At 60.3% G+C, this 24,958-nt stretch carries 22 protein-coding genes and 1 tRNA gene; 5 read left to right on the forward strand and 18 right to left on the reverse strand.

The window, feature by feature from the left end; all coding sequences use genetic code 11:
* Positions 1-52: 52 nt before the first annotated feature.
* From glyS to RS75_RS15510, 11 genes are all read right to left on the reverse strand, one after another.
* Positions 53-2,206, reverse strand: coding sequence for a glycine--tRNA ligase subunit beta (gene glyS / locus RS75_RS15460; RefSeq protein WP_045021929.1), 2,154 nt, complete (start codon positions 2,204-2,206; stop codon positions 53-55).
* A 98-nt stretch (positions 2,207-2,304) separates the two neighbouring features.
* Positions 2,305-4,242 (reverse strand): DUF2207 domain-containing protein, encoded by a 1,938-nt coding sequence (locus RS75_RS15465; RefSeq protein WP_045021930.1) that lies wholly within the window; start codon positions 4,240-4,242, stop codon positions 2,305-2,307.
* 22 nt (positions 4,243-4,264) lie between these two features.
* Positions 4,265-5,542: a 3-phosphoshikimate 1-carboxyvinyltransferase gene (locus RS75_RS15470; protein ID WP_045021931.1), complete on the reverse strand. Its 1,278-nt coding sequence runs from the start codon at positions 5,540-5,542 to the stop codon at positions 4,265-4,267.
* An 84-nt stretch (positions 5,543-5,626) separates the two neighbouring features.
* On the reverse strand, positions 5,627-6,178 hold the full coding sequence (locus tag RS75_RS15475) for a LemA family protein (protein ID WP_045022044.1): 552 nt from the start codon (positions 6,176-6,178) through the stop codon (positions 5,627-5,629).
* A 121-nt stretch (positions 6,179-6,299) separates the two neighbouring features.
* Positions 6,300-6,593, reverse strand: a complete 294-nt coding sequence (locus tag RS75_RS15480; protein WP_234704283.1) for a hypothetical protein — start codon at positions 6,591-6,593, stop codon at positions 6,300-6,302.
* Between the two features lie 197 nt (positions 6,594-6,790).
* Positions 6,791-7,753 (reverse strand): glycine--tRNA ligase subunit alpha, encoded by a 963-nt coding sequence (locus tag RS75_RS15485; RefSeq protein WP_045021933.1) that lies wholly within the window; start codon positions 7,751-7,753, stop codon positions 6,791-6,793.
* A 117-nt stretch (positions 7,754-7,870) separates the two neighbouring features.
* A complete protein-coding gene (locus RS75_RS15490) occupies positions 7,871-8,854 on the reverse strand; it encodes an acyltransferase family protein (RefSeq protein ID WP_045021934.1) in 984 nt (327 codons plus the stop codon).
* 219 nt (positions 8,855-9,073) lie between these two features.
* A complete protein-coding gene (locus tag RS75_RS15495; protein WP_004432742.1) occupies positions 9,074-9,268 on the reverse strand; it encodes an NfeD family protein in 195 nt (64 codons plus the stop codon).
* A gap of 20 nt (positions 9,269-9,288) precedes the next feature.
* On the reverse strand, positions 9,289-10,155 hold the full coding sequence (locus RS75_RS15500) for a S49 family peptidase (RefSeq protein WP_045021935.1): 867 nt from the start codon (positions 10,153-10,155) through the stop codon (positions 9,289-9,291).
* Positions 10,156-10,281: 126 nt separating this feature from the next.
* Positions 10,282-11,082: a tRNA1(Val) (adenine(37)-N6)-methyltransferase gene (locus RS75_RS15505; RefSeq protein ID WP_045021936.1), complete on the reverse strand. Its 801-nt coding sequence runs from the start codon at positions 11,080-11,082 to the stop codon at positions 10,282-10,284.
* A 6-nt stretch (positions 11,083-11,088) separates the two neighbouring features.
* Positions 11,089-11,319 carry a putative signal transducing protein gene (locus RS75_RS15510; RefSeq protein WP_045021937.1) on the reverse strand — a complete coding sequence of 77 codons (231 nt, stop codon included), beginning with the start codon at positions 11,317-11,319 and terminating at the stop codon, positions 11,089-11,091.
* Between the two features lie 111 nt (positions 11,320-11,430).
* Between RS75_RS15510 and RS75_RS15515 the strand changes: the two genes are divergently transcribed.
* The 4 genes from RS75_RS15515 to moaB all read left to right on the forward strand — a co-directional run bounded on the left by RS75_RS15515 (position 11,431) and on the right by moaB (position 15,945).
* Positions 11,431-12,447, forward strand: a complete 1,017-nt coding sequence (locus RS75_RS15515; RefSeq protein WP_045022046.1) for a polyprenyl synthetase family protein — start codon at positions 11,431-11,433, stop codon at positions 12,445-12,447.
* 190 nt (positions 12,448-12,637) lie between these two features.
* Positions 12,638-14,482, forward strand: a complete 1,845-nt coding sequence (locus RS75_RS15520) for a tetratricopeptide repeat protein (protein ID WP_045022048.1) — start codon at positions 12,638-12,640, stop codon at positions 14,480-14,482.
* A gap of 6 nt (positions 14,483-14,488) precedes the next feature.
* Positions 14,489-15,373, forward strand: coding sequence for a 4-(cytidine 5'-diphospho)-2-C-methyl-D-erythritol kinase (locus tag RS75_RS15525; protein ID WP_045021938.1), 885 nt, complete (start codon positions 14,489-14,491; stop codon positions 15,371-15,373).
* Between the two features lie 26 nt (positions 15,374-15,399).
* Positions 15,400-15,945 (forward strand): molybdenum cofactor biosynthesis protein B, encoded by a 546-nt coding sequence (gene moaB, locus RS75_RS15530; protein WP_045021939.1) that lies wholly within the window; start codon positions 15,400-15,402, stop codon positions 15,943-15,945.
* A 172-nt stretch (positions 15,946-16,117) separates the two neighbouring features.
* On the opposite strand, the gene RS75_RS15535 is transcribed toward moaB, so the two are convergent.
* The 4 genes from RS75_RS15535 to RS75_RS15550 form a co-directional block, all read right to left on the reverse strand.
* A complete protein-coding gene (locus RS75_RS15535; protein ID WP_045021940.1) occupies positions 16,118-16,993 on the reverse strand; it encodes a dienelactone hydrolase family protein in 876 nt (291 codons plus the stop codon).
* Positions 16,994-17,143: 150 nt separating this feature from the next.
* Positions 17,144-17,545: an MAPEG family protein gene (locus RS75_RS15540; RefSeq protein WP_045022051.1), complete on the reverse strand. Its 402-nt coding sequence runs from the start codon at positions 17,543-17,545 to the stop codon at positions 17,144-17,146.
* Positions 17,546-17,658: 113 nt separating this feature from the next.
* A complete protein-coding gene (gene guaB, locus RS75_RS15545; RefSeq protein WP_045021941.1) occupies positions 17,659-19,164 on the reverse strand; it encodes an IMP dehydrogenase in 1,506 nt (501 codons plus the stop codon).
* Positions 19,165-19,343: 179 nt separating this feature from the next.
* Positions 19,344-20,345: an MBL fold metallo-hydrolase gene (locus tag RS75_RS15550; protein WP_045022052.1), complete on the reverse strand. Its 1,002-nt coding sequence runs from the start codon at positions 20,343-20,345 to the stop codon at positions 19,344-19,346.
* Between the two features lie 192 nt (positions 20,346-20,537).
* Here RS75_RS15550 and RS75_RS15555 point away from each other — a divergent pair, with 192 nt between their 5' ends.
* Complete coding sequence (locus RS75_RS15555; RefSeq protein WP_045021942.1) at positions 20,538-21,935, forward strand: MDR family MFS transporter; 1,398 nt, start codon at positions 20,538-20,540, stop codon at positions 21,933-21,935.
* Positions 21,936-22,033: 98 nt separating this feature from the next.
* Here RS75_RS15555 and RS75_RS15560 read toward each other — a convergent pair whose 3' ends face one another.
* The 3 genes from RS75_RS15560 to RS75_RS15570 all read right to left on the reverse strand — a co-directional run bounded on the left by RS75_RS15560 (position 22,034) and on the right by RS75_RS15570 (position 24,651).
* On the reverse strand, positions 22,034-22,774 hold the full coding sequence (locus RS75_RS15560) for an RlmE family RNA methyltransferase (RefSeq protein ID WP_045021943.1): 741 nt from the start codon (positions 22,772-22,774) through the stop codon (positions 22,034-22,036).
* Complete coding sequence (locus RS75_RS15565) at positions 22,771-24,405, reverse strand: Ppx/GppA phosphatase family protein (RefSeq protein ID WP_045021944.1); 1,635 nt, start codon at positions 24,403-24,405, stop codon at positions 22,771-22,773. The genes RS75_RS15560 and RS75_RS15565 overlap by 4 nt, the downstream gene beginning before the upstream one ends.
* 169 nt (positions 24,406-24,574) lie before the next feature.
* Positions 24,575-24,651 (reverse strand) — tRNA-His (locus RS75_RS15570).
* Between the last annotated feature and the right edge of the window lie 307 nt (positions 24,652-24,958).

Here is a 24,958-nt window from a genome sequence, read left to right on the forward strand (position 1 = left end):
CCGGCAGGGCAGAGGGGGGTGAACCAAGCACACCACCATCCCGGTTAGGTCTTCACCCGGTGATCTTCGAGAAATCCGCAACCGTGCCGGTGACTTCTCGAATGGCTTTCAGCAGCGCCAGACGGTTGGCGCGGACGGCCGCATCCTCGTCGTTGACGAGCACATCCTCGAAGAACCTGTCGACCGGGGCGCGAAGCGTCGAAAGCGCCTGCATGGCGGAGCGGAAATCTTCTGCCTCAACCGCCTTGGCGGCATCGGCAGAAGCCGTCTTGATCGCCGCGTAAAGCGCTTTTTCGGCGTCGAGCTTCAGCAGTTCTTCCGAAACGCTGTTCGCCACCACAGTGCCCTTCTTTTCCTCGGCGGCCAGAAGCTGGGTGGCGCGCTTGGTGCCTGCCAGAAGGTTCTTGTCATCCTCACCGGTGATGAAGGCGGTGAGCGCCTCGACACGGCGGGCGATCATCAGCAGATCATCGGATTCCGGTGTCAGAACGGCGTCGATCAGATCGTAACGGGCGCCGAGATCGCGCAGATAGACTTTCAGGCGATCGTGGAAGAAGGAGATAAGATCCGGGTCCTTCACGACGCTTAGAAGCGGCAGACGCACATTCCGCTCGAGCAGGATGCGTACCACGCCCAGCGCCGCACGGCGCAGCGCAAACGGGTCCTTCGAACCGGTCGGCTTTTCATCGATGGCCCAGAAGCCGACGAGCGTATCGAGCTTATCCGCCAGAGCAACGGTGATGGCGACCTTGTCGGCCGGCAGGCGGTCGGAGGGGCCCTGCGGCTTGTAATGATCTTCGATGGCAGCCGCGACGCTTTCGTTTTCGCCCTGCAAAGCCGCATATTTGCGGCCCATCAAGCCCTGAAGCTCGGGGAATTCGCCGACGGCTTCGGTGCGCAGGTCGGCTTTCGCCAGTACCACAGCGCGGTCCACCAGATCAGCATCGGCACCGACGACCGGAGCCAACGCCTTCGCCAGTTCGCGAATGCGGCTCACGCGCTCACCCTGCGTGCCGAGCTTGGCATGGAAGGTGACGTTCAGCGCATCGAGCTTGGCCATGCGCTGGTCGAGCGGCTTTTTGAGATCGAGGCCGAATTTCGCAGCCGATTCCTTCAGCGTTTCCAGATCGGGCAGATCGCCCTGGTCGCGGTTCCAGAAATGGCGGGCATCCGACAGGCGGGCGCGCACGACCTTGCCGTTGCCATGGATGATTTCCTTGCCACCGTCGCTGGCCTCGATGTTCGAGATCAGGATGAAGCGGTTGGAAAGCCCCTCTTCCGCGCCCTGATTGCGGGTGACGAAACACTTCTGGTTGGTCTTGATGGTCAGCCGGATGATTTCCGCAGGGATTTGCAGATAATCTTCCTCGAAGGTGCCCATCAGCACCTGCGGCCATTCGACGAGGCCGGAGACTTCTTCCAGCAAGCCTTCGTCTTCCACCAGTTCGAGACCGTTGGCGAATGCCAGGTCCTTGGCATCGTGCAGGATGATATCCTTGCGGCGGTCGGCATCGAGGATGACCTTCGCCTTTTCAAGGCTCGACACGTAATCTTCGAAACGGCGCACGGTGATCGGGCCGGGTGCATGGAAACGGTGGCCATAGGTGATGTTGCCGGCAACGATGCCGTCTATCACGAAGGGAATGACCTGCGTTTCGTCATGTTCGGGGCCAAACAGGCAGACGATGGATTGCAGCGGGCGCACCCAGCGCAGGCTCTCCGAGCCCTTGCCTTCGATGCCGGCATAGCTCGAGCCCTTCGGCATGGAGGCCGGGCCGGAGCGCATGGATTTCGGCCAAGGGAAGGATCGGATGATGCCGGGCATCACTTCGGCGATGATCTGTTCTGCCGGACGGCCGGGTTTGTTGATGATGGCGACGTAGAAATCGCCCTTCTTCGGGTCGGAAACGACCTGAGCCTGCGAAATATCATCGAGACCAGCGCCGCGCAGAAAGCCCTCGATGGCCTTTTCATTGGCGTCGGTGCGCGGGCCCTTCTTTTCCTCGCGCACATCGGCGGAGCGGGCGTTGAGGCCGCGAATATCCAGCGTCAGGCGGCGCGGCGTCCAATATTCACGCGCACCCTCGTAGGTCAGCCCTCTCTCCACCAAAGCGTCGGTGACGAGTTTCTTCAGATCGCCCGCCGCCTTGCGCTGCATGCGGGCAGGGATTTCCTCGGAGCGAAGTTCAAGCAGAAGATCGGGCATGGGATAAGGACTTTAATCTGTTGCAAAAGAGTGTCGCGGACTTAGCAAGACCAGCGGCAAAAGTCACCAGCTATCGGTTAAATTACCGCTGGCGGGCGTTACCAGCCGCCGCCGCCGCCACCGCCGCCGCCAGAGCCGGAAAATCCGCCGCCGCCACCGCCCGAAAAGCTGGAGCCGGAAGAACTGACGGGCTGAGGAATCGTGGAGGCGATGGTGCTCGCCATCGCCGAAGAAAACCCGCCGATCCTGTCGCCAAAGCTGCCGTAATTGCTGCCCGCATACCAGCCGGGCGCATAGCTTGCCGCGACGGCACCGGCGGCGGCTGTGGCAAGCCAGGTCTCAAAAGTGCTGCTCCAGGGTTTTTCCACGCCGAGCGCCACCGCATAGGGCAGCAATTTTTCGAAATGCTGCGGCGACATGGCGGGCGCGCCCGCCGTGTTCATCCGGTCTTTTTCCGCCAGCGTCAGATAGGTTCTGAGCCCCTCGATACCGTCCATCAGCTTGCGGCCGAGCGGTGTCGGCGCGCCCATCAAAAACAGGAAAAGCGCATTGGTCAACACGATGCCGCCGATGGCCGCCAGCGCCAGCGATTTCGTATCATGCGTCACATCCAGCAGGATTTGCGTGGCAATGCCGCCAATGACCGAAAACGCCACGAAGCCGGCGAAGGCCAGCATGACGATGCCGCCGATCCGCTTCTTCAACGGTGCTCCGCGCGAGAATTGCCGGCCGATGCCGATCGACAGGATGCTGAAGAAGAAGGCGAAAAAGCCGAAGACCAGAACGGCGGCAATGGCGTTTTCATCGAGATCGCCGAACACCAGCGTCGCGACGATGATGGCGATGCTGAGGAAGATGCCGAACACGGTGTAACCGGCATTGCCGCGATAATATTTGCCGCGATGCTCTTTCTCTGTCGCCGCGCGGAACTGTTTGCCAACCTTTTCGACTTCCGCACCATTGGCCTTGTCGATGGTCAGCGCCTTGCCCGGACCGCCGATGGAGGAGAGCAGCGTCTTCTGCCCGGTCGGCAGATCGGCAGCGGTTTCCTTTTTCGTGCGGCGGATGACGATGGCGCTCTTCAAATCCTCCAGAACGACATATCCCTTTACCGCGAGATCAAGTGCTGTAGCGGAGAGCGCTGTCCAGCCCGCGCCGGAAAAACCGCGGTTATCGACGTAGTTGACCAGAGCCGGAGAAAGACCCTCCGGCGCATCCCAGCGCGGCACCACCACGCCTTTGGCCGGATCTCGGCCCACGGCGAACCATGCCCTCAGATAATACAGCAAAATGGCGAAAAGCCCACCGCCCGAAAGCAGGATGGCCAGATTGTCGCGCAGCCACCAGCCCGCCTCCTGCGAAGTATCAGGCGCGGCGATTGCGCCCTTCGGCAGCTTGACGGCAACCGTCATGCCTTCGCCCACCGAAAACGGACGGGTGGAGGCGAAGAATACCTCGTTGCCTTCGCTCAGAACCCGCGCATCTTTGCCTTTTGCGCCATAAGCGCCGGTAAAGACGGCCGTTTCGGTTGCCTTCACGCCTTCCGGTAAAACCACGGTCGCAGAAATTTCGCCCATCGGGAACTGCCAGCCATTACCGGTAACGTTCCAGGTGAGTTCGTCATAATCGCTGAAATAACGGATCTGCCGGGCAGTGGTGTAGGTGATCTGGAAGATATGCTCGCCGGTCGGCAGAAACCGGTCAGCGCTGCCGGTGTAAATGCGGATGCCACCATCGATATTTTCGGTGCGCCAGTCTTCCGGCGCGCCGTCCCGCTCCACCGACACGACGTTGAAATCGACTTTTGTGCGGCGGTCATTCGCATCCAGCACATAAAGCGGGAAATCACGAAAGATACCGCGTTTGATGTTCTGGCCTTCGGCGCGGGCGGTGATGGTTTCCGTCACCGCCAGCTTGCCGTCCGTCGCCACTTCCACGACGGAATGGTAGGAACGGATAAACTCTTCCGCAAAGGCCGGAAAGGCCGCGCCCAAGAAGACGAGCAGCGCGAAAAGTCTTGCGGCGATGGTCTTCACGGGCGGTTTCCTCCAGCCAGTTTCAATGCTGCGGCTCGGCAGCGCTTTCCTTTTCGGTGTAGTCGACGCCGAGCGAAGCGAGCGCCTTCCAGTAGTCCGGATAGGTCTTGGCCACGCAGGCCGGGTTCTGAATGGCGATGCCGCCGATCTTGAGCGCCGCGAGCGCAAAGCTCATGGCGATGCGGTGATCAGCAAAGGTATCGATGGAGGCATTGACCGTCTGGCCCGCCAGTGCCGGATCGGCATGCACGATCAGGTCGTCGCCTTCCTCATGCGCCAGACCGTCACGGATTTCATTGAGGCCGAGCGAGACGGCGCGGATGCGGTCGCATTCCTTGACGCGCAGATTGGCGATGCCGACGAAACGCACCGGCGTCTCGTTGAAGGCGGCCAGAACCGCAATGGTCGGAATGGCGTCCTGCATCTGGGAACCGTCGATTTCAGCGGGCAGATGCGGAAACTGCGCCATGACCTCATAGGCCTTGGCATCCGGTTGGGTGAACCTGTCGGCGGGCGTGCCGATATCGATAGCACCGCCGGTCAGAAGCTCCGCACCCCAGAGGTAGGTGGCGGCGGAGGCGTCCGGTTCGATGTGGAAATCTGTCGCCGTGTAGCCGGTCGGATGCACGCGCCAGATGGCGTTGCTGACCCGCTCCACCCTGGCGCCAAAGGCTTCCATGGCTGATGTGGTGAGATCGATATAACCCTTGGCGCCGATTTCCTCGCCCTTGAGGATGATGTCCACCGGTTTGTCGCCGCAGGCGGCGGCCATCAAAAGTGCGGACACATACTGGCTGGAAAGGTTGGCGTCGATGGTGACGCTGCCCTTCGGGAAACCTGTGCCCTTGCCGCAGACGGTAACGGGCGGGCAGCCGGTCGGCGCATCCGCCTCGACACCGAGCGAACGCAGCGCTTCCACCAGCGGCATGATCGGGCGTTTGCGCATGTGCTCGTCGCCATCGATGATGACGGCACCGTCCACGAGAGCGGCAGCCGCCGTGAGGAACCGCGTCGCCGTGCCGGCATTGCCGAGGAAAAGCGGCTTTTCCGGTTGCTGCAACACACCTGTACCCTCCACCACAAAGGTCGTGGCGTCCGGCTCGGTTACCTTCACGCCCATCGCGCGCAGGGCTTCGGCCATATAAAGCGTATCATCGCTTTTCAGCGCGCCGGTCAGACGGCTTTTGCCCTTGGCGAGACCAGCGAGGAGAAGCGCGCGGTTGGTGATGGATTTGGAGCCGGGCGGCTCGACCTTACCGGAGAGCGGGTGGCCGGGCGGAGTTATGGTCAGTTCGATCATGATCGTCGTCTTGTCAAAGAATGCGGCGGAGAGCCGGACTATTGGAATTTGAGCGGGAGGGTTCTGACCCCAGTGACAGCCGTATCAGAATTTCACGGTCGGCACGGCACGGTCGGCCGGGTTGTCGATCTCGAAATAGGGCGCCTTCGCAAAACCGAACTGGCCGGCGACCAGATTGGAGGGGAAGCTTTCCACCTTGACGTTCAGATCGCGCGCGGCGCCATTGTAATAACGGCGCGACATCTGGAGTTCGCCTTCGATGGTTTCCAGCGAGCGCTGCAATTCCAGAAAGTTCGTGTTGGCCTTGAGATCGGGATAGGCTTCGGCGAGCGCAAAGAGCTTGCCAAGCGCCTGCGACAGCATGCCTTCCGCCTGGGCGCGCCCCTCGACGTCGCCAGCCGGCACGGCCTGCGCCCGGTTGCGCATGGCAATCACCTCCTCGAAGGTGCTTTTTTCATGCGCCGCGTAACCCTTCACGGTCTCGATGAGGTTGGGGATGAGATCGGCGCGGCGTTTCAGCTGCACGTCGATGCCCGACCACGCCTCTTCCTTCATCTGCCGCGCCTTGACTAGGCCATTATAGATGAAGACGACATAGAGCGCGATTGCCGCGATGATTGCCAGCGTGATGAACATGAATTGCGATTCCCAGCTTCGTTGCACGTAACGATAGCCGCTCATTGCCGCAAAGTCATGAGGCTTCGGTCATTCTCTGCGTTTTTGCCAGAAGAGACACACTGCGAGAAGCAAACGTCCGTTATTTATAGAAGACGGTACAATACAATTTCAGGCCGGATACCTTGCGTACGAACAGAGTATAGGAGGCAAGCCTGTAGCCGCGTTCGGCCCAATATTCCTTGTTTCCTTCCAGATGGTTCCAGCCGTCTATAACCCAGTCGAGCATTTTCGTATTGCGCGTGTAGTGCATGCGGACGAGCGCGCTACCCACATCGAGAGAGCGCTGGCCGCTGTCCTTGCACTCCATGCGGGTGACGATCATGCCGAAAGAACGCAGCTTGTCGGCGCGGGCAAAGGCATCCTTGCCGCTCATCCAATCTGTCGTTTCGGCAGCCGCAGCATTGCCGAGGAGACATCCCAGTGTAAATGCGAATAAAAAACAGAAATTTCTAATATTACTCATGCTTAAATCCATCGCTATATTCGGCATACCAATCACACAAAATAAAAGGCCGTCAAGAACGGCCTTTCAAATTCACTAAAACTTTTGACGAGAGCTTGCCGTTGAAATCAGGCGGCCCTGTTCCAGTTCAGCCCGCCTGCATCCGTCAGCAGGAAGGCTTCGCCGCAGGCTTTCGCCAGCGTGCGCACACGCAGGATATAGCTCTGGCGTTCCGTCACCGAGATCACGCCGCGCGCATCAAGAAGGTTGAAGACATGGCTTGCCTTGATGCACTGGTCATAGGCCGGGAACACGCATTTATGCAGGCGCTGGTTGGCGTCGTCGCCCGGCGCACCGGCGGCGAGAAGCGCCTGGCACTCCTTTTCCGCGTCGATGAAATGGCGATGCAGCATGCCGGTATCGGCAAATTCGAAGTTGTGGCGGGAATATTCCTGCTCCGCCTGAAGGAAGACGTCGCCATAGGAGATCTTCTCTTCGCCTTCGCGGCCGTTGAAGTTCAGGTCGTAGACATTGTCGACGCCCTGAACATACATGGCCAGACGTTCCAGACCATAGGTCAGTTCGCCGGCGACCGGCGAGCATTCGATGCCGCAGACCTGCTGGAAGTAGGTGAATTGCGACACTTCCATGCCATCGCACCAGCATTCCCAGCCGAGACCCCAGGCGCCCAGCGTCGGGCTTTCCCAGTCGTCTTCGACGAAGCGCACGTCATGCAGCAGCGGATCGAGACCGATCGCCTTCAGCGAACCGAGATACAGCTCCTGAAGATTGGAAGGGTTAGGCTTCAGAATGACCTGATATTGGTAATAATGCTGGAGCCGGTTGGGGTTTTCCCCGTAACGGCCATCGGAAGGGCGGCGCGATGGCTGCACATAGGCGGCCTTCCACGGCCGTGGCCCAAGTGCGCGCAGCGTCGTCGCCGGATGAAACGTACCCGCGCCCACTTCCATATCATAGGGCTGCAACACCGCGCAGCCCTTGTCGGCCCAGTAATTGTGCAGCGTCAGGATAAGCGCCTGAAAGGAACGCTTGGGGTTCATATGGTCTGGAATATCGGTCATTGCAGTCATCGCGGCGTTAGGAGGACAAGTAAGCACTGACTTACTTTGGATGCGGACTGGTGCCACGGCATGGCGAAGGGGTCAAGGATTTATGCGCACCGGCCCGTCCTGACCGGCGCTTCTGCCTCAGCCGGCCACCCGGCTTGACCTGGCACCGCCGCCGCCCGCCTGTCCGAGTTTCCTGAACAGTTTTACAAGCGGCTTTTCGAAGAGGAGGTGCGCACCTATCGACACGACCAAAGCAACGATCACGATCACCGCGCCTGCCATCAGGCCGGGCTGAATGATTTTATGGACGATTGAAATCACCAGCCCGTGCAAAAGATAAAGGGCATAGGAGGCATCGCCGACGATCTCGAACGGTTTCAGCAATCGCACCGGCCACGCTCCGGCTTTTTCGATCCATAGGCATCCTGCAACAAGCAAAAAGGCCGGTATGCCCCAGTTCAGGATCCGCAGCAGGCCAAATTGCTCGCCGATGACAGCCGCCAGCGCAAAACCCGCAAGGGCCACACCAAGCGCCGCCGCGCCATGGCGAAATCCGACGGAAACGAAGCGGGAAAGCAGAAGGCCGGCAAGAAACTCCAGCAAGAGCGGCGATGTCCAGATCTGCATCAACGGGGATTGCCAATCCACAACCTGCCCCGACAGGGCCATGACGGACAGGACGGCGACCGTAACCACGATCGGCGCGCGCACGGCCAGGCCGACCGTGAAGACCAGATAAAATAACATTTCCATATTGAGCGTCCAGCCCACGATCACCAGCGGCGCCACTTCGCCCGCCTCATTGGCGTAGGGGATGAACAGCAGCGATTTCCACAGCTGCTCGATCGTGAAACTGAACGTGGAAAAGACACCGGCCATCGCGCCGAGACACATGACAAGCGTAACGGCCCAGTACAAAGGCGCGATGCGCAGAAGGCGATGGTATAAAAACTGGCCGGGTGGCGCCTTGTCGGCGACCATTCCCATAATCAGGCCGGAAATGATGAAAAATACATCCACGCCTGCGGCGCCGATGGTGAATGACGGTCCGACAATATGGAAAAACAACACGGACAGCGCCGCCAGAGCCCGCAGAAACTGGATGGAATGAACCTTTTGCAACGATGCCCCCGCGCAGCCGGCTGCACGAGGGCCACGACCGGAACCGGTTCAAATAGACGTCATACAGCGCTTTCAAATATCACTGCGCGTTACTTGCATATTTCCATGGAAGACGCCCGAACAAACTATAGTCCACCAGGAAAAGCTGATGACTGGGTTAACGCCATATCAGTGATGCCATGTGCGAGACGGAGCTGCCAAAGCACCATCAGGGGTCGATCACGCCTCGTCCTCACGCTTCACGCGGTATTCACCGGTTTCAGGATCCTTGATCAGCGTGCCGATCGCGCCGGTCTCGCGTTCCTTCTCGCGCTGTTTCGATTTCGCGGAGAGCTTTTCGGCATCACGAACGAAACGGCGGTAGAGGATGACGGATCCCACCACCAGAAGAATGATTGTAATAAGCTGCGCCATAAGGCCCTATTCCCGCGACATCACAGACCGAAACGCGACCACAATGCCTTTTCTTCGGCGACCTCTGCAAGCCCCGATACGGCGCCTGCTGCGAGCCGTTCGGCATTGAGACCGAGCGCCGCATTCACGCCCGGCACTTTTTTGCCGAACAGCGAGCGCCCGCCGGTGACGAGCTGAAGCCTGACCTTTGTCCCGTAACGGCGGCGCAGGACGTCTCTCATGTCGCCCAAACCGTCGATCAGGCCGAGATCCAGACCACGCATGCCGGTCCAGAACAGGCCGGAGAAGATCGTCTCATCGCCCTTTAGCTTCGCGCCACGGCGCATCTTGACCATATCGATGAAAACATTGTGGATTTCGACCTGAAGCGACTTCAGGTAATCGATATCGCCTTCCTTTTCCGGCTGGAAGGGATCGAGGATGACCTTGTTCTCGCCGGCGGTATAGACGCGACGCTCCACCCCGAGCTTCTTCAGCATTTCCGGAAAACCGAAGCCGCCCGAGACGACGCCGATCGAACCGACGATGGAGGTCGGGTCGGCGATGATCTCGTCGCCGGCAAGCGCTATCATGTAGCCGCCAGAGGCCGCCACGTCCTCCACGAAGATCAGGACCTTCTTGTCCTTTTCCTCGGCGAGCTGGCGAATGCGATTATAGATCATCCGCGCCTGCACCGGCGAACCGCCGGGAGAATTCACGGAAATGGCAACGGCCGGCGCATCCTTAATGGCGAAGGCCTTTTCCAGCAGAGGCGCATAGGAGGCGAGATTGAGAGCAGGACGAAACTGGTTGCCGCCCGCCATAATGGCGCCGTGCATTCGCACGACCGGAATGACGAGTTCTTTTTTGCGGAAACGTTTCGGTACCAGATACTTCAGAAAACCCACAACTCAATCCTCACAAGCAATTGCATGTTCGTCACGGATGCCCCCTACGTCGGGAACCACCGTACGTCAGGGATGTATGTATCGCCCGGGAAAACACAATGGCTTGCGACCGGCGTCACGGCGAATTTATAGGCCGGACCTGATTGCCTTCACATTACGGCGATAGGCGACGCGGCCATTGCTCAGGTCATCGACGAAGGGCGTGAAAGCGTGGCTGCCAGCCTCGTGCATGACGAGCGGCGCCCGAAACGACGGCCGCGCGCGCGAACCCTTGATCCCGGTGACAAGCATGCGCACCGCATCCTCGCCGGGTCGCGGATGGATGAGCGTGATCTCTATGCCGCCGAAACGGCTGCCGCAGGCGGCCAGGATTTCCGCCACCGATTGCGGCCGTGAAATCAGGGAAAGCTGCCCGCCCGGAACCGTGATCGCGCCTGCGGTCCTGATCCAGTCCTCGAACAGACCGTCCGTCATGGCGTGGGCCTCGGCCTTCAGCGCGTCAGGCGTGCGGCGGTCGCCCGCATCATTATAGGGCGGGTTCATGATGACGTGATGAAAATGCCCGTCCAACAAACCTGTCCCGACACGGGTCTTGCCACGCAGGGTCACATCGGCCTCGCGCACGCTGACACGCGCGGAAAAAGCGGCGTTTTCCGGCAATGCCAGGCTGCGGCGGGCAAATTCCACCATTTCCGGCGAGCGCTCGAACAGGGTTATTTCAGCCTTTTCGAGCCGGGCTGCAACCGCGATGCCGGCCGCGCCCGCGCCAGCACCGAGATCAGCAATGCGGCAGGCGCGCTCGTCCGCCACCAGCGAGGCCAGAAGCATGGCGTCCATGCCGGCCCGGTGCCCCCTGCCCTTGGGCTGGATGATGTGAAACCGGCCCCGGTGAAACGCATCCAGAGTTTCCGAAATATCGCCGCCCACGTCCGCTTAAGCCTCTTCGTTGCGCAATTCGTCGCCCAGTCCGGCATCCGTTAAAATGCGGCGGGCCTGACCGGCACGGTCCTCCTCCACAAGGAACCTTCGGGGCAAAAGACCGAGCGAACCTTCCAGAATGCTCATCGCCTGATCGGCAATTAGGCAGTGGATACCGGCATCCTTCATCAGGCTTTCGGCGAAGGACAACAGCACGGCATCGTTGGTTCGGATCAGTTCACGCATGGATAAGCCCTAAATTCCCAACTTTTTGAATGGCTAGCGGCAATTCGCCCCTTGCCGCGACAGGCGCCAGTTTTTATTGTCGAATTCAAATTCGAACAGGAGTCCTGTCCCTTGGGCGTCGTCATACCGCTTGAAGAAAGCAAAAACAAACTCGCATCCGTCAAGCCGCTTGTCGACCTGACCCGTGCCGACATGGAACGGGTGAACCAGCTTATCCTTTCCAGAGCCGGTTCCGATGTCCAGATGATACCCGAAGTGGCCAATCATCTGATCTCGTCGGGGGGGAAACGCCTGCGGCCGATGCTGACGCTCGCTTCGGCTTCCCTGTTCGGTTACGAGGGCGACAATCACATCAAGCTCGCCACCAGCGTGGAATTCATGCACACGGCGACGCTTCTGCATGACGACGTGGTGGACGAAAGCGACCTGCGCCGCGGCAAGTCCACCGCCCGCACCATCTGGGGCAACCAGGCGAGCGTTCTTGTCGGCGACTTCCTGCTCGGCCAGGCGTTCCGGATGATGGTGGATGTCGGCTCGCTGGATGCACTCGACGTGCTGTCCACCGCCGCTTCCGTGATCGCCGAAGGCGAAGTGTTGCAGCTTTCGGTCGCCAAGAACATGGAAACGACCGAGGACGACTATCTTCAGGTCATCCGCGCCAAGACGGCCGCCCTTTTCGCGGCGGCGGCGGAAGTTGGCCCCATTGTCGCCAAAACCGACAAGGCAAGCCGCAGCGCCCTGAAATCCTACGGCATGAATCTCGGCCTCGCCTTCCAGCTCGTTGACGACGTGCTGGATTATGGCGGCAAATCCGCCGATCTCGGCAAGAATACCGGCGATGATTTCCGCGAGGGCAAGATCACGCTGCCGGTCATTCTTTCCTATCGTCGTGGCACGCCGGACGAGCGCGCCTTCTGGCGCAACGCCATCGAAAACGGCGAAAGCAGCGATGAGAACCTCGAAAAGGCGCTCGGCCTCATCACCAAATACAACGGTCTTGGCGACACGATCGGCCGCGCCACGCATTACGGCACCATTGCCCGCGATGCCCTTGCGCCGCTGCCGCAGAGTCCGTGGAAAAACGCGCTTCTGGAAGTCATCGACTTCTGCATCGAGCGTCTCAACTGACGCTAAAGGCGGGGCGAACGGCGGATGGACAAGACCATCCGCCTGATGTTTCGCACCAGACGCCCCGCAAGGAGAGATTGTGGCCCGGGCCATAATTTGTTGCGGGGTTGCTTCAAAAAAGCCATTCTATCGTGACCAAACAATGGAAACTGATTTTTCCGTGCTTCTGCACAAAGGCAAGGGTTCCCTCATGCGGCGTAAACCAGCACTTCGTCTTCTTTGCAGCGCGGCTCTCGCCGCCGCTCTCGCACTTGGCGCGGGTGCAAGCCCCGGCTTTGCGGAGACGAAAACGGAAACCAAGGCCGTTACTTTCGATCCTGCCAAGGTAAACACCTTCTCCGGTGCCTTCCTCGCCGCGCGCAATGCCGATGTCGATCAGGACTATCCCACCGCGATTTCGCTCTACAAGAAGGCGCTGGAATACGATCCGGCCAATTTTGAAATCCGCCAGCGCCTGATGATCGCCGAACTTTTGAGCGGCAATTTCGAGGCCGGCGCCAAGATTGCCGATTCGATGAAGGACGACAGCTCCGTCGAACGCGTGACGACCATCGTGCGCGGTCTCGATGCCATCAAGGACAAGGAATTCGTCAAGGCCGAGAAAATCCTGAAATATACCGGCCCGAACGATCTCGACCGCATGGTCAACACGCTTTTGACCGCCTGGGCGCGCGCCGGTTCCGGCAAGCCGAAGGAAGCGCTGGCGCTCGTCAACAATATGAAGGGTCCAGGCTGGATCTCGATTTTCCAGAAGTACAATGCGGCGGCGATCGCGCTTGTCTCTGGTAACACCGATGCCGCCCGCAAGAGCCTGAACGAAGCGGTGACGGACCGCGAAGGCGGGGCAACCGCTTCCGACACCTATATGCGGGCGGTGATGGCGCTTGCACGACTGGAGGCTTCCGCCGGCAACAAGCAGAAGGCGCTGGACGCGATTGCGGTCGGCGATACTTTTGCGCCGAATTACGCGCCGCTGAAAGCGCTTCGCCAGGCCATCGAGAATGGTGAGAAACCGCAGCAGCAGATCACCAATGCCGTCGAAGGCGCCGCTTCCGTGATGTTTTCCATCGCGGGCGCGCTGAACCGCGAAGGCGCTGAAGAGATCGTCACGCTTTACCTTCAGACCTCTCGGGCGCTCGATCCGCAAAGCGCCGATACGCTGATCCTTCTCGGCGGACTTGCCGAGGCGATGAAACAGCCCGACCGCGCCATTGCCTTCTACCGCGACGTGCCGAAGGATTCGCCGATGTACCGCATCTCCGAGCTTCAGCTCGGGCTGACGCTGGCGCAGACGGACAAGGTGGACGAAGCGCGCAAACACCTGCAATCCCTGCTGCAATCCGACCCGAAGGACATCCGGTCTTATCTCGCCTATGGCAGCGTGCTTTCCGACGCCAAGGACTACAAGGCCATGGCCGAAAATTACGACAAGGCCGTCGAAGTGATCGGTGCCGTGCCGCAGAAATCGGACTGGACCGTGTTCTTCCAGCGCGCCATCGCCCATGAGCGCCTGAAGGAATGGGACAAGGCCGAGCCGGACTTCAAGCGTGCGCTCGAACTCAACCCGGAACAGCCGCAGGTGCTCAATTATCTCGGCTATTCCTGGGTGGACAAGGGCATCAACCTCGATGAAGCGATGAAGATGATCAGCCGTGCGGTCGAGCTTCGGCCGAATGACGGTTACATCGTCGATTCGCTGGGCTGGGCGCATTACCGGCTGGGCGCATTTGACCAGGCCGTGACGGAACTGGAACGGGCTATCGAGCTCAAGGCCGGCGACCAGACCATCAACGATCATCTGGGCGACGCCTATTGGCGCGTCGGCCGCAAGATCGAGGCCGTATATCAGTGGAACCGTGCGCTGATTGGCGACAATGACGATCTGGACAAGGCCAAGGTGAAGGAAAAGATCGCCAACGGCCTGCCGCCGCTGGAAAAGGACGCCGAAAACACTGCCAAGAAGGAAGCCGCGCCGCAACCGCCGGCTCCGCCAGCACCGGCCCCCACCACCCCTGCCCCGGACAAGAAATCCTGACGCGGCATGCGGGCGGATGAGGTTACCGGGGCTGTCGAAACAATCGAGGCGGCCCCGGCCAAGATCAATCTGGCACTGCATGTGACCGGTCAGCGGGCGGATGGTTATCATCTGCTCGAAACGCTGGTGACATTCACCGAGGCGGGCGACGCGATCCGCATTCGCGATGCCGATACCGACACCTTCTCGATCTCCGGTCCCTTCGGCGACCTTCTGCGGGCGGGCGATGGCGGCGACAATCTCGTTATCCGCGCCCGGGACCTGTTGCGCGATGCGCTTGTAGCAACGAGTCAACCCGCGCGCGCGGTCGCCATTCATCTCGAAAAGAACCTGCCGGTCGCCTCCGGCATCGGCGGCGGCTCGGCAGATGCGGCGGCGACGCTGCGGGCGCTATTGCGGCACTGGAATGCCGGGATAGAGCCGGACAAGCTTGCCTCTCTCGCCCTTACGCTTGGCGCGGATGTGCCGATGTGCCTTGAAAGCCGTGCACTTATCGCGCGCGGCATCGGCGAGGATATCGAGCCGGTCTCCGATCTGCCGGAACTCTTTCTGCTGCTCGCCAATCCGCTGAAAGCCGTCTCGACGCCGGAGATTTTCCGGCGATTGCTCGACAAGACCAATCCGCCCCTGCCGGAACGGAAAGCAGCCGGATGGGTGGATTTTCTTACACAAAGCCGCAATGATCTGGAAGCGCCCGCCAAGGCGCTGCTGCCGGAGATTGGTGAAATCGCCGGGATGCTGTCGCAGGAAGGTGCTTCCCTCGTGCGCATGTCCGGTTCGGGCGCCACCTGTTTCGGGGTTTTTCATTCCTTGGAGGCTGCCCGAAAAGCGGAAACATCGCTTCGAAACAAACGCCCCGGCTGGTATTTTCAGGCGACGCGGACCATCTGAAGACCACACAATTCGAGGATAAGGCCATGGCTGGCGAAAGACCCTTCATTCCCCTCGGCATCGCGGTTTTGACCGTATCGGACAGCCGCACGCTGGAGAATGACAAGTCCGGCGATACGCTTGTCGCGCGGATTAAGGAAGCCGGGCACCATGTCGCCGCCCGCGCCATCGTGGCCGACGATAAGGCCGCCATTTTCAACACCGTACGCGACTGGACACTTGCCGAGGGTGTGGATGTGGTCATCACCACCGGCGGCACGGGCTTTACCGGTCGTGACGTGACGCCCGAGGCGCTGGAACCGTTATTCGAAAAGCGCATGGACGGCTTTTCCGCCATTTTCCATCGCATTTCCTATGAAAAGATCGGCACCGCCACCATTCAATCGCGGGCAACCGGCGGCGTGGCGAATGCCACCTTCATCTTCGTGCTGCCCGGTTCTCCCGGCGCCTGCAAGGATGCCTGGGACGGCATCCTCAAAGCCCAACTCGACTACCGCCACATGCCCTGCAACTTCGTGGAAATCATGCCCCGGCTCGATGAGCATTTGAAACGCGGGGCTGGCGGCGTTTGATTGGGTGCCACTTGTTTCTTCTCCCCGCCGGGGAGAAGGTGGCCCGAAGGGTCGGATGAGGGGGCAACCTCAGCGATAGACCGCACCTTTGCCCCCTCATCCCGCTGCCGCGACCTTCTCCCCGGCGGGGAGAAGAAACAACCGGCAGCGTCGAGAACCCACTACTAACCCATCACGCCAAATATTTTTTGAAGAACTCCGTCGTGCGGCCCCAGGCAAGATCGGCGGCGGCTTTGTCGTATCGCGCCGAGGAGGTATCGTTGTTGAAGGCGTGGTTGACACCGTCATAGACAAAGATTTCGAAGGTCTTGCCGTTTTCCTCCAGCGCCTTCTTATAGGCATCTATACCGGCATTGATGCGCTCATCCAGACCCGCATATTGTAAAAGCAAGGGCGCCTTGATGGCTGGCACATCGGCCGCTGGCGGTTGCTGGCCGTAATAGGCGACACCGGCATTCAGGCCCGCCGATTTGGTGGCGAAACGGTTGACCAGCCCGCCACCCCAGCAGAAACCGACTGCACCGACCTTGCCGTTCGCACCCTGCCTTGCGGCAAGCCACACCCGGCCTGCCTCGGCATTGGCAACCGTTGCGTCCATGTCGAGACCGCTGAACATCTCCCGCGCCTTATCCTCATCCGAGGGCGTGCCGCCTTGCGGCGACAGGAAATCAACCGCAAGCGCCCGGAAACCGGCGAGCGCCACGCGTCTTGCCACATCGCGGATGTGGTCGTTGAGGCCCCGATTCTCGTGGATTACGATGACCGAGCCGATGGGGCCGGAAACCGATTTCGGCGTGACGAGATAACCCTTCATCTCGCCAGCGGGGGCGGGATACGTCACCTCTTCGGCAACAATCCCCGCATCATCCGCAGCGACGATTGCCGCACGGGCGCTGTTGGCCGAAAGAAGCGGCGCGATTGCAGCCGCAGCCGCACCCGACCCGGCAAGCAGGGTGAGCTTTTCCATGAATTTGCGGCGGTCGAGGCTGAGATGGGTATATTCATCGTAAGCGTCGATCATGGCCTGCGTAATCTTAGGCTTGTCCATCGCCCTGTCCTCCTTGAACGCACGGATGTATCAAGCAGGATAACGCAGATCATCTCATGGGGAATGAGGCGGGCGCAAGCGACGCCACACATTTACGTGAGCGCTGTTTCCTCGATGGCCAGCGGTTCCCAAACACCGGGACGGCGGCTGTCACTCCAGAGCCAGCCAGATGGCGAGCCAACCCCAAAGGCAAACCAGAATGGCGAAACCGATGCCGAAGAGCGGAGCACGATAACGCAGACGATTACTGGTGACGTGCACGTAAGAATGCACATAGCGGGAAATAACGAAGAGCCAGGCCAGAACAACGGTGACGATATTATCGGCGTCGGTAATATAAAGCAGGAGGCAGATGGCATGAAAGAGAACAGGGAGTTCGAACTGGTTGACGATGTTCCTGTTGACCAGATGGCTTTCGCGCCCCTCCTCGCCCGTTTCACGATATCTGAGGACGGCTTCTCGATCTGTCAGCGTGCATGTTTTGCGCCGATAGAGAAGCAATGCGTAAAGAGCGAAGACAAGAAAAGCATGGGCGATCATCGGCCAGAACATTGCGGTGGTCGGCGACATGCTTTCTCCTCCAATCATAAAAAACGCTCCCCGATCCGGCATGAATCGGGGAGCGCCAAATACTCAGTATCCTTTTACGGATTCGCCTCGAAAGATCAAACCGCGCCGGGGTAGTTCGGGCTTTCGCGGGTGATCGTCACGTCATGGGCGTGGCTTTCGCGCAAGCCCGCGCTGGAGATGCGCACGAAGGTGGCGCGTTCCTGGAATTCCTTGATGTTGCTGCCGCCGACATAACCCATGGCGGCTTTCAGGCCACCGGCCAACTGGTGCAGGACGCCGGAAACCGGTCCCTTGTAGGGAACCTGACCTTCGATACCTTCCGGCACGAGCTTCAGCGTGTCGCGCACTTCCGCCTGGAAATAACGGTCGGCGGAACCGCGCGCCATGGCACCAACGGAACCCATGCCGCGATAGGCCTTGAAGGAACGGCCCTGATAGAGGAACACTTCGCCCGGGCTTTCATCCGTGCCGGCCAAAAGCGAGCCGATCATGACGGCGGAGGCACCGGCGGCAATGGCCTTCGCCAGATCGCCCGAGAACTTGATGCCGCCATCGGCGATAACAGGAATATCGGCGGCATTGGCCACTTCGACCGAGGCCATGATCGCGGCAAGCTGTGGAACGCCGACGCCGGCGACGATGCGGGTGGTGCAGATGGAGCCGGGGCCGATACCGACCTTGACGCCATCGGCGCCGGCATCGATCAGCGCCTTGGTGCCGTCGGCAGTCGCAACGTTGCCGGCAAGGATGCGAACGGAGTTCGACATCTTCTTGACCTGCGAAACGGCATCGAGCACGCGCTGCGAATGACCATGTGCCGTATCAACCACCAGAAGGTCGACACCGGCATCGATCAGGCGCTCGGCACGCTCGATGGCATCGGCACCGACGCTGATGGCGGCGGCGGCGCGAAGACGGCCCTGCACATCCTTGGTGGCGTAGGGGTTCAGCTGCGACTTCTCGATATCCTTGACGGTGATGAGGCCGACGCAATTGCCTTTTCCATCCACCACCAGCAGTTTTTCAATGCGGTGCTTGTGCAGCAGGCGGCGCGCTTCCTGCTGATCGACGCTGCTTTCCTTGACCGTGACCAGGTTTTCGCGGGTCATCAGTTCGTAGATCTTCTGCTGCGGATCGGAAGCGAACCGCACGTCGCGGTTCGTCAGAATGCCGACGAGGCGGCCATTCTTGTGACCGCCGGAACCACCGTTTTCAACCACCGGAATGCCGGAAATGCTATGCGCCTTCATCAGCGCCTGCGCTTCGGCAAGCGTGGCGTCCGGGCCGATGGTGACCGGGTTGACGACCATGCCGCTTTCGAACTTCTTCACCTGCCGGACTTCTTCGGCCTGTTCGATGGGGGTCAGGTTACGGTGGATGACACCGATGCCGCCGGCCTGCGCCATGGCGATGGCAAGACGGCTTTCGGTGACCGTATCCATTGCGGAAGAGAGGATCGGAAGGTTGAGATCGATATCGCGGGCAATGCGGGTTGCGATATTCGTCTGTCCAGGCATGACTTCGGAATGCCCGGGTTGCAGCAACACATCGTCAAATGTGAGAGCGTCCAAACCAGTGGGTGTTTGAATGATGCGTGCCATGACCAAATTCCTTCATAATGAAAATGCGTGGCCGTTCCGGAACGAAAAGTTCACCCCGGCGCCCTGCAAGGATTGCTTGGAAGTTGGCGAGGGCTGGTAACACGTTCATGACAGGAAGGGAATAGAAAAAACCCGGAATGACCTTCCGGGCTTCTTCTGTTGCTGCATTGCAGCAGATATCAGATGTCGAACTGATAGGATTTCGGCACGAAACGATAACCCGTATCCAGCTTTTCCGCATAACCGACAGCCGGGAAAGGCATGTGATAACCGAGGAAGGGCAGCCGGTCCGTGGCGATCATGTCGTAGACCTTCTTGCGGGCTGCGGCGGCTGCCGCCTTGTCCATGTCGAACTTGACCTCCCAGTCCGGCCTTTGCAGCGACAGGACGAAATGGTTGGCAGTATCTGCCGTCAGGATCAGCTGTTTTCCTTCCGATTCGACGCGGAAGATCATGTGTCCGGGCGAATGGCCGAATGCCGCAATGCCGGTAATGCCGGAAACCACATCTGCGCCGTCACCGATGAAGGTCGCCTTTTCCGCCAGCGGCTTGACGTTGGCGACGACGCCCTTGTGGCCGCCTTCGGCAGGCGTGCCAACCCGCTTTGCGTCCGTCCAGAAATCATATTCCGTCTGGCCGAAGACATAACGCGCCTTGGAGAAAGCCGGTGCGCCCTTCTCCATCAGCCCGCCTATATGGTCGCCGTGCATGTGGGTCAGCACCACCACGGTCACATCCTCCGGCGTGTAACCGGCGGCCGCCATGCCTTCGATCAGGCGGCCATTGCCGGCGTCACGACCGGCCTCGCCGAAACCGGTGTCGAACAGCACGAGGTCCGTGCCGGTATTGACGAGGACCGGCGAGAAGGAATTGACGAACTGCTCCTTCGGCAGGAAATTGTCTTCCAGCAGTTTGCCGACGGTCTCAGCCGACTGGTCGGTGCCGAAGGTCTCGCCCGGATTGGGCGCGGCGCGCGCGCCGTCCTTCACGACAAGCACTTCGAAATTACCGAGCTTGAAGCGGTTAGTTTCAGGCGGCATGGCGTGTGTGATCTCCATGGAAGTTTGCGGCTGGTTCGTCTGCGCCGTTGCGGTGCGTGCCATCAAAAGCGGCGCGCCGAGAACGCTTGCTCCCGCCACACCGATAAGGCCGCGTCTGCTCATGCCCAATGATTGAGTCATCATTTTTCTCCCGATTATCGCCAAAGTCACTTTGCCCAACGGACAATAGAGCGAGAAAGTTGCAAGGAAACCACCCTCACGCAGGTTTGATCGGAACGTCAGAAATCGATAATTAACGTGTTGGCAAGCCGGCCCATCAGGCGTAGGAGAAATGCGACATCATTGTCGCAGCGGAAAGCCGCAGGCAGCCTCATGAACCGCATCATTCCCCTGATCCTGGCAGTCGCTCTCTTCATGGAGCAGATGGACTCCACCGTCATCGCCACATCGCTTCCGGCGATTGCGGCAGACCTCCATGTCGGCCCGATCACGCTCAAGCTCGCGCTGACGGCCTATATGGTGGCATTGGCGATCTTCATTCCTGTCAGCGGCTGGATGGCCGACAAATACGGCGCGAAGAAAATCTTCCGTATCGCCATCGGCGTCTTCGTGGTGGGCTCGCTCTGCTGCGCGGCCTCGTCGTCGGTGTTCGAATTCGTGCTCTCGCGTTTCCTGCAAGGCATGGGCGGCGCGATGATGACGCCCGTCGGCCGTCTCGTCCTTTTGCGCACGACCAAACGCAGCGAACTCGTTTCCGCCATGGCGCTGTTGACGATACCGGGGCTCGTGGGGCCGCTCACCGGCCCGCCAATCGGCGGTTTCATCACCACCTATTTTTCATGGCACTGGATCTTCCTCATCAACGTGCCGATCGGCATCATCGGCATCTGGCTGTCGACGATCTTCCTGCCGGAAATCGAAACCACCAATCCGCCGCCAATGGACGGCAAGGGGTTCGTACTGTTCGGCATTGCCGCCTCGGGTGTGGTCTTTGGCGTTTCGGTCGTCAGCCTTCCGGCATTGCCGCCCGCCATCGGCATCGCGTCGACGGTTATCGGCTTCGTCAGCGGCTTTCTTTATCTGCGCCACGCAGCACACCACCCCGCCCCCACTCTGGATTTCCGGATTTTCCGCAATGCGACGTTCCGGGCGGCTTCCGTCGGCGGCACGGTCTTCCGCATCTCGACAGGGGCGATACCTTTCCTGATGCCCTTGATGTTGCAGATCGGTTTCGGGCTTAATCCGTTTCAATCAGGCATGATCACCTTTGCGGGCGCGATCGGCGCCATCACCACCAAATTCATGGCCAAGCGGGTGTTTGCGGCAACGGGGTTCAAATCGACGCTGATCGGGGCCGGCGTCGTCGGCGCTTTCACGACCCTCGCCAACAGCTTCTTCACGCCTGAAACGCCCTACCCGCTTATCATGATCTTTCTGGTCACCGCAGGGTTTGCCCGCTCGTTCTTCTTTACCGGATCGAACGCGCTCAGCTATTCCGACATCGAGGACAGCCAGGCAAGCCAGGCGACCTCCATGGCGTCCGTGCTGCAACAAATCAGCCTTGCGCTCGGCGTGGCTTTCGCCGCTTCCATTCTGGAAGTCAGCAGCATGATGTCCGGCACGCATCTCCAGCTTGCCGATTTCCACATCGCCTTCGCCATCGTGGCGCTCATTTCGCTGTTCGCCATCGTGCCGATCATCCGCATGGACGCACAAGCAGGCGCGGCTGTCTCCGGCCACCGCGGCAAGGTCTCGCAACCGGCGGAATGACAAAAGCGCCGTGCATCCTTCGGGACACACGGCGCTCCAACTCTTTGAACTGCACATCGTTACAGACGAAAATCGAATATGATTATCTGTCCGATGCGTTAGTCTTCGTCCGCCTCATCCACGTGCATAACGGACTGCGTCGCGGCCGTCCGGCCCTTGAAGTGCTTGGCAAGCAGGAACATTTCGACCGATTCAGACCGTGACGACGCCGGCTTGATGTGCAGGACCTGCTTGAAGTTCTTCTTCAGCATGTCGAGCAACGCTTTTTCCGTACCGCCCTGGAAGGTCTTGGCAAGGAAATGGCCGCCTTCCGCCAGCACCTGAACCGCGAAATCGGCTGCGACTTCGCAAAGATGCATGGTGCGAATGTGGTCGGTCTTCTGATGGCCCGTGGTTGGCGCCGCCATGTCCGACAGCACCAGATCCGGCGTGCCGCCAACGGCTTCCATCAGCTTGTCCGGCGCGGTCGGATCGAGGAAGTCGAGTTGCAGGATCTTGACGCCGGGGATGGGATCGATTTCGAGAAAATCGATGGCCGCGACGCGGATATCGTCCTCGGTGGAATCAGTCACCTTCGAAGCGATCTGCGACCAGCTTCCGGGTGCCGCACCAAGGTCGATGATGCGGGTGGCCCCCTTCAGGATCTGATGCTTGTCGTTGATTTCCAGAAGCTTGAAGGCGGCGCGGGCGCGATAGCCTTCCAGCTTGGCGCGCTGCACATAGGGGTCGTTGATATGACGCTCAAGCCAACGGCGCGATGAGGCCTTGAGCTTGGTCTTCCTGACCTTCTGACCGATCTTTCGGCCGGTGCGATTGGTGCTTGTGGGCGCCTTGCTCATGTCAAACCTTCCGTTCTGTCCTGCCGTGCCATCTGCATGCGCCTTATCCGGTTACGCCGCCATGCGCCGTCATCCGCCATCATATCCGTCAACAGCCCTTCGCGCAGACCGCGATCGGCGACGCGCATGCGCCGCGCCGGCCAACGACGGCGAATGGCCTCGAGGATGGCGCAGCCGGCCAGAACCAGATCGGCCCTGTCAGGGCCAATGCAGGCATTGGCGGCGCGGCCGGCGAAATCCCAGGCCAGAAGCTTGTCCTGCATGGCCGTCACCTCGGCATCGGAAAGCCAGAGGCCATCTACCTTGCGGCGATCGTATCGCGGCAGATCGAGATGAACGCCCGCAAGCGTCGTCACCGTGCCCGAGGTTCCTATCAGGTGAAAATCCTCGTGATGGGCAAGCGGCGCCAGTGGCGGGCAATGGAAAGCGTCGAGCAGTCCTTCGACTTCCCGCACCATGGCCGCGAAAACATCCGGCGTCACATCGCGGCCGCCATGGCGTTCCGAGAGCGTGACGACGCCGACAGGAAGCGACGTCCAGTGGGTGATGTGGTTGGCGAGCCGGTTGGACCGGTTTTCACCGACCTTGATGACGGCAATTTCGGACGATCCGCCGCCGATATCGAACAGCACCACGGAGCGTGCTTCGCGCCCTACCAGAGAAGCGCAACCAGACACGGCAAGGCGGGCTTCCGTCTCGCGGCTGATGATCTCAAGCTTGAGCCCGGTTTCCCGGGTAACCCGCTCCAGAAACTCCTCGCCATTGGATGCAGCCCGGCAGGCTTCGGTGGCGATGAGCCGCATGCGCCTGATCGGGCGGCCAGCAAGTTTCGAGGAGCAGACCTTGAGAGCCTCCACCGCGCGATCCATCGCTTCGTCGGAAAGACGGCCGGTCGACACCAGCCCCTCGCCCAGCCGGACAATGCGCGAAAAGGCGTCGACGACCCGGAACTGGCCGGGCCGTGTCGGCTGCGCGATCAGCAGGCGGCAATTATTGGTGCCGAGATCGAGCGCCGCATACATATCCGTCGGCGACTCGGGGCCATGCTCTTGCTGGCGGGCGCCGTGACGGGCGGAAATTTCAGTTTGCTGCCGGTGCTGGTCCTGAGACGCGCCATTGGCGCGACCGTTCTGCTTGCCGACATGTCGGGGCGCATGGGACGGAACCAGCGGACGGCCCTGCGGGTCGCGGCTGCGCGGATCGCGGTGAGCCCGCTTGCGGTTGCGCGATTTTCGGACGCCACCGAGCGGCACCAGGGACGGATTTGTGGGGTCCGCTGCGGTTGTTGAAGCCTCGCCCGGCTCGATGCTGGCGGGCGGCGTCTGCTGGGAGGTGCCTTTGCCACGGGAACGCCTGCGGCGCTTTCTTTTACGCGGCTCGGCATCCGGCTCGAGAGCCGATACATAGGGGGAACCGGCCGGAACATCTGCGGCAACATCATGCGACAGCACAGCAACGTCACGGGGTTTACCGTCACGCCTGTTTTTCTTGCCACGACGGGATCGCTTCGCTTTCCCTTTGTTTGCCACCGACGCCCCTTGGTCCGACGGCTTTGGGCCGTTTCCGGGGTCGATCACTGTCTTGTCCATTTCGCCGCGCACAAGCGTAGACGCTATGCTGCTGGCTTTCATAAGGTTTCGTTGGGTGGACAATACCAGCGCAAGCGATTTTAGCCAAATGGTTTTTGGGAGCCTGGAAACGGCAGGGTGCGGGTGCCGTAAAAGGCCTACGCGCGGACAAACCCGGATCGGGGTCTGAAATCACTGCAATGATTTTCGGGGGTTTTCGGAAAATTGGAGATGGTACGGTTGGGGGGTCTCGAACCTCCGACCTCAGGTGCCACAAACCTGCGCTCTAACCAACTGAGCTACAACCGCACATCAAACGCCGAACCGGCGCTACGGGGGGTGACATAAAAGGTGTTATCGCCATTTGCAAGTCCCCCGGTGAATTTTGCGAAAAAAGGCTTGGAAAGGCAAGCCGCTTTCGTTGCGCCAGGGTTGGCGAAAGTCGGCGGCCGGCCACGCCGCCTGCAATCGGGGGCGGACCGGAACGGGGCCAGAACGGGTGCGGCCGGGCCTGTTCATGTTAACTCTATTTGGCGATTCATTCCGGCGGCGGTGGACCCCGCCGCCCTGTGAAGTTATTTAAAATTCTGTTAACGTGGTGCCTGCGCGGGTTTAC

Origin of the sequence: Rhizobium nepotum 39/7 (genome assembly GCF_000949865.1) — a bacterium.
Taxonomy (GTDB): Bacteria; Pseudomonadota; Alphaproteobacteria; order Rhizobiales; family Rhizobiaceae; genus Agrobacterium; species Agrobacterium nepotum.

Coding starts and splice junctions, on each gene's coding strand:
- glyS (WP_045021929.1), bottom strand. CDS start 2,206: ATGCCCGATCTTCTGCTTGAACTTCGCTCCGAGGAAATCCCTGCCCGC.
- RS75_RS15470 (WP_045021931.1), bottom strand. CDS start 5,542: ATGATCGAACTGACCATAACTCCGCCCGGCCACCCGCTCTCCGGTAAG.
- RS75_RS15475 (WP_045022044.1), bottom strand. CDS start 6,178: ATGTTCATCACGCTGGCAATCATCGCGGCAATCGCGCTCTATGTCGTC.
- RS75_RS15480 (WP_234704283.1), bottom strand. CDS start 6,593: ATGAGCGGCAAGGATGCCTTTGCCCGCGCCGACAAGCTGCGTTCTTTC.
- RS75_RS15485 (WP_045021933.1), bottom strand. CDS start 7,753: ATGACTGCAATGACCGATATTCCAGACCATATGAACCCCAAGCGTTCC.
- RS75_RS15495 (WP_004432742.1), bottom strand. CDS start 9,268: ATGGCGCAGCTTATTACAATCATTCTTCTGGTGGTGGGATCCGTCATC.
- RS75_RS15510 (WP_045021937.1), bottom strand. CDS start 11,319: ATGCGTGAACTGATCCGAACCAACGATGCCGTGCTGTTGTCCTTCGCC.
- RS75_RS15520 (WP_045022048.1), top strand. CDS start 12,638: ATGCGGCGTAAACCAGCACTTCGTCTTCTTTGCAGCGCGGCTCTCGCC.
- RS75_RS15525 (WP_045021938.1), top strand. CDS start 14,489: ATGCGGGCGGATGAGGTTACCGGGGCTGTCGAAACAATCGAGGCGGCC.
- moaB (WP_045021939.1), top strand. CDS start 15,400: ATGGCTGGCGAAAGACCCTTCATTCCCCTCGGCATCGCGGTTTTGACC.
- RS75_RS15535 (WP_045021940.1), bottom strand. CDS start 16,993: ATGGACAAGCCTAAGATTACGCAGGCCATGATCGACGCTTACGATGAA.
- RS75_RS15540 (WP_045022051.1), bottom strand. CDS start 17,545: ATGTTCTGGCCGATGATCGCCCATGCTTTTCTTGTCTTCGCTCTTTAC.
- guaB (WP_045021941.1), bottom strand. CDS start 19,164: ATGGCACGCATCATTCAAACACCCACTGGTTTGGACGCTCTCACATTT.
- RS75_RS15550 (WP_045022052.1), bottom strand. CDS start 20,345: ATGACTCAATCATTGGGCATGAGCAGACGCGGCCTTATCGGTGTGGCG.
- RS75_RS15555 (WP_045021942.1), top strand. CDS start 20,538: ATGAACCGCATCATTCCCCTGATCCTGGCAGTCGCTCTCTTCATGGAG.
- RS75_RS15560 (WP_045021943.1), bottom strand. CDS start 22,774: ATGAGCAAGGCGCCCACAAGCACCAATCGCACCGGCCGAAAGATCGGT.
- RS75_RS15565 (WP_045021944.1), bottom strand. CDS start 24,405: ATGAAAGCCAGCAGCATAGCGTCTACGCTTGTGCGCGGCGAAATGGAC.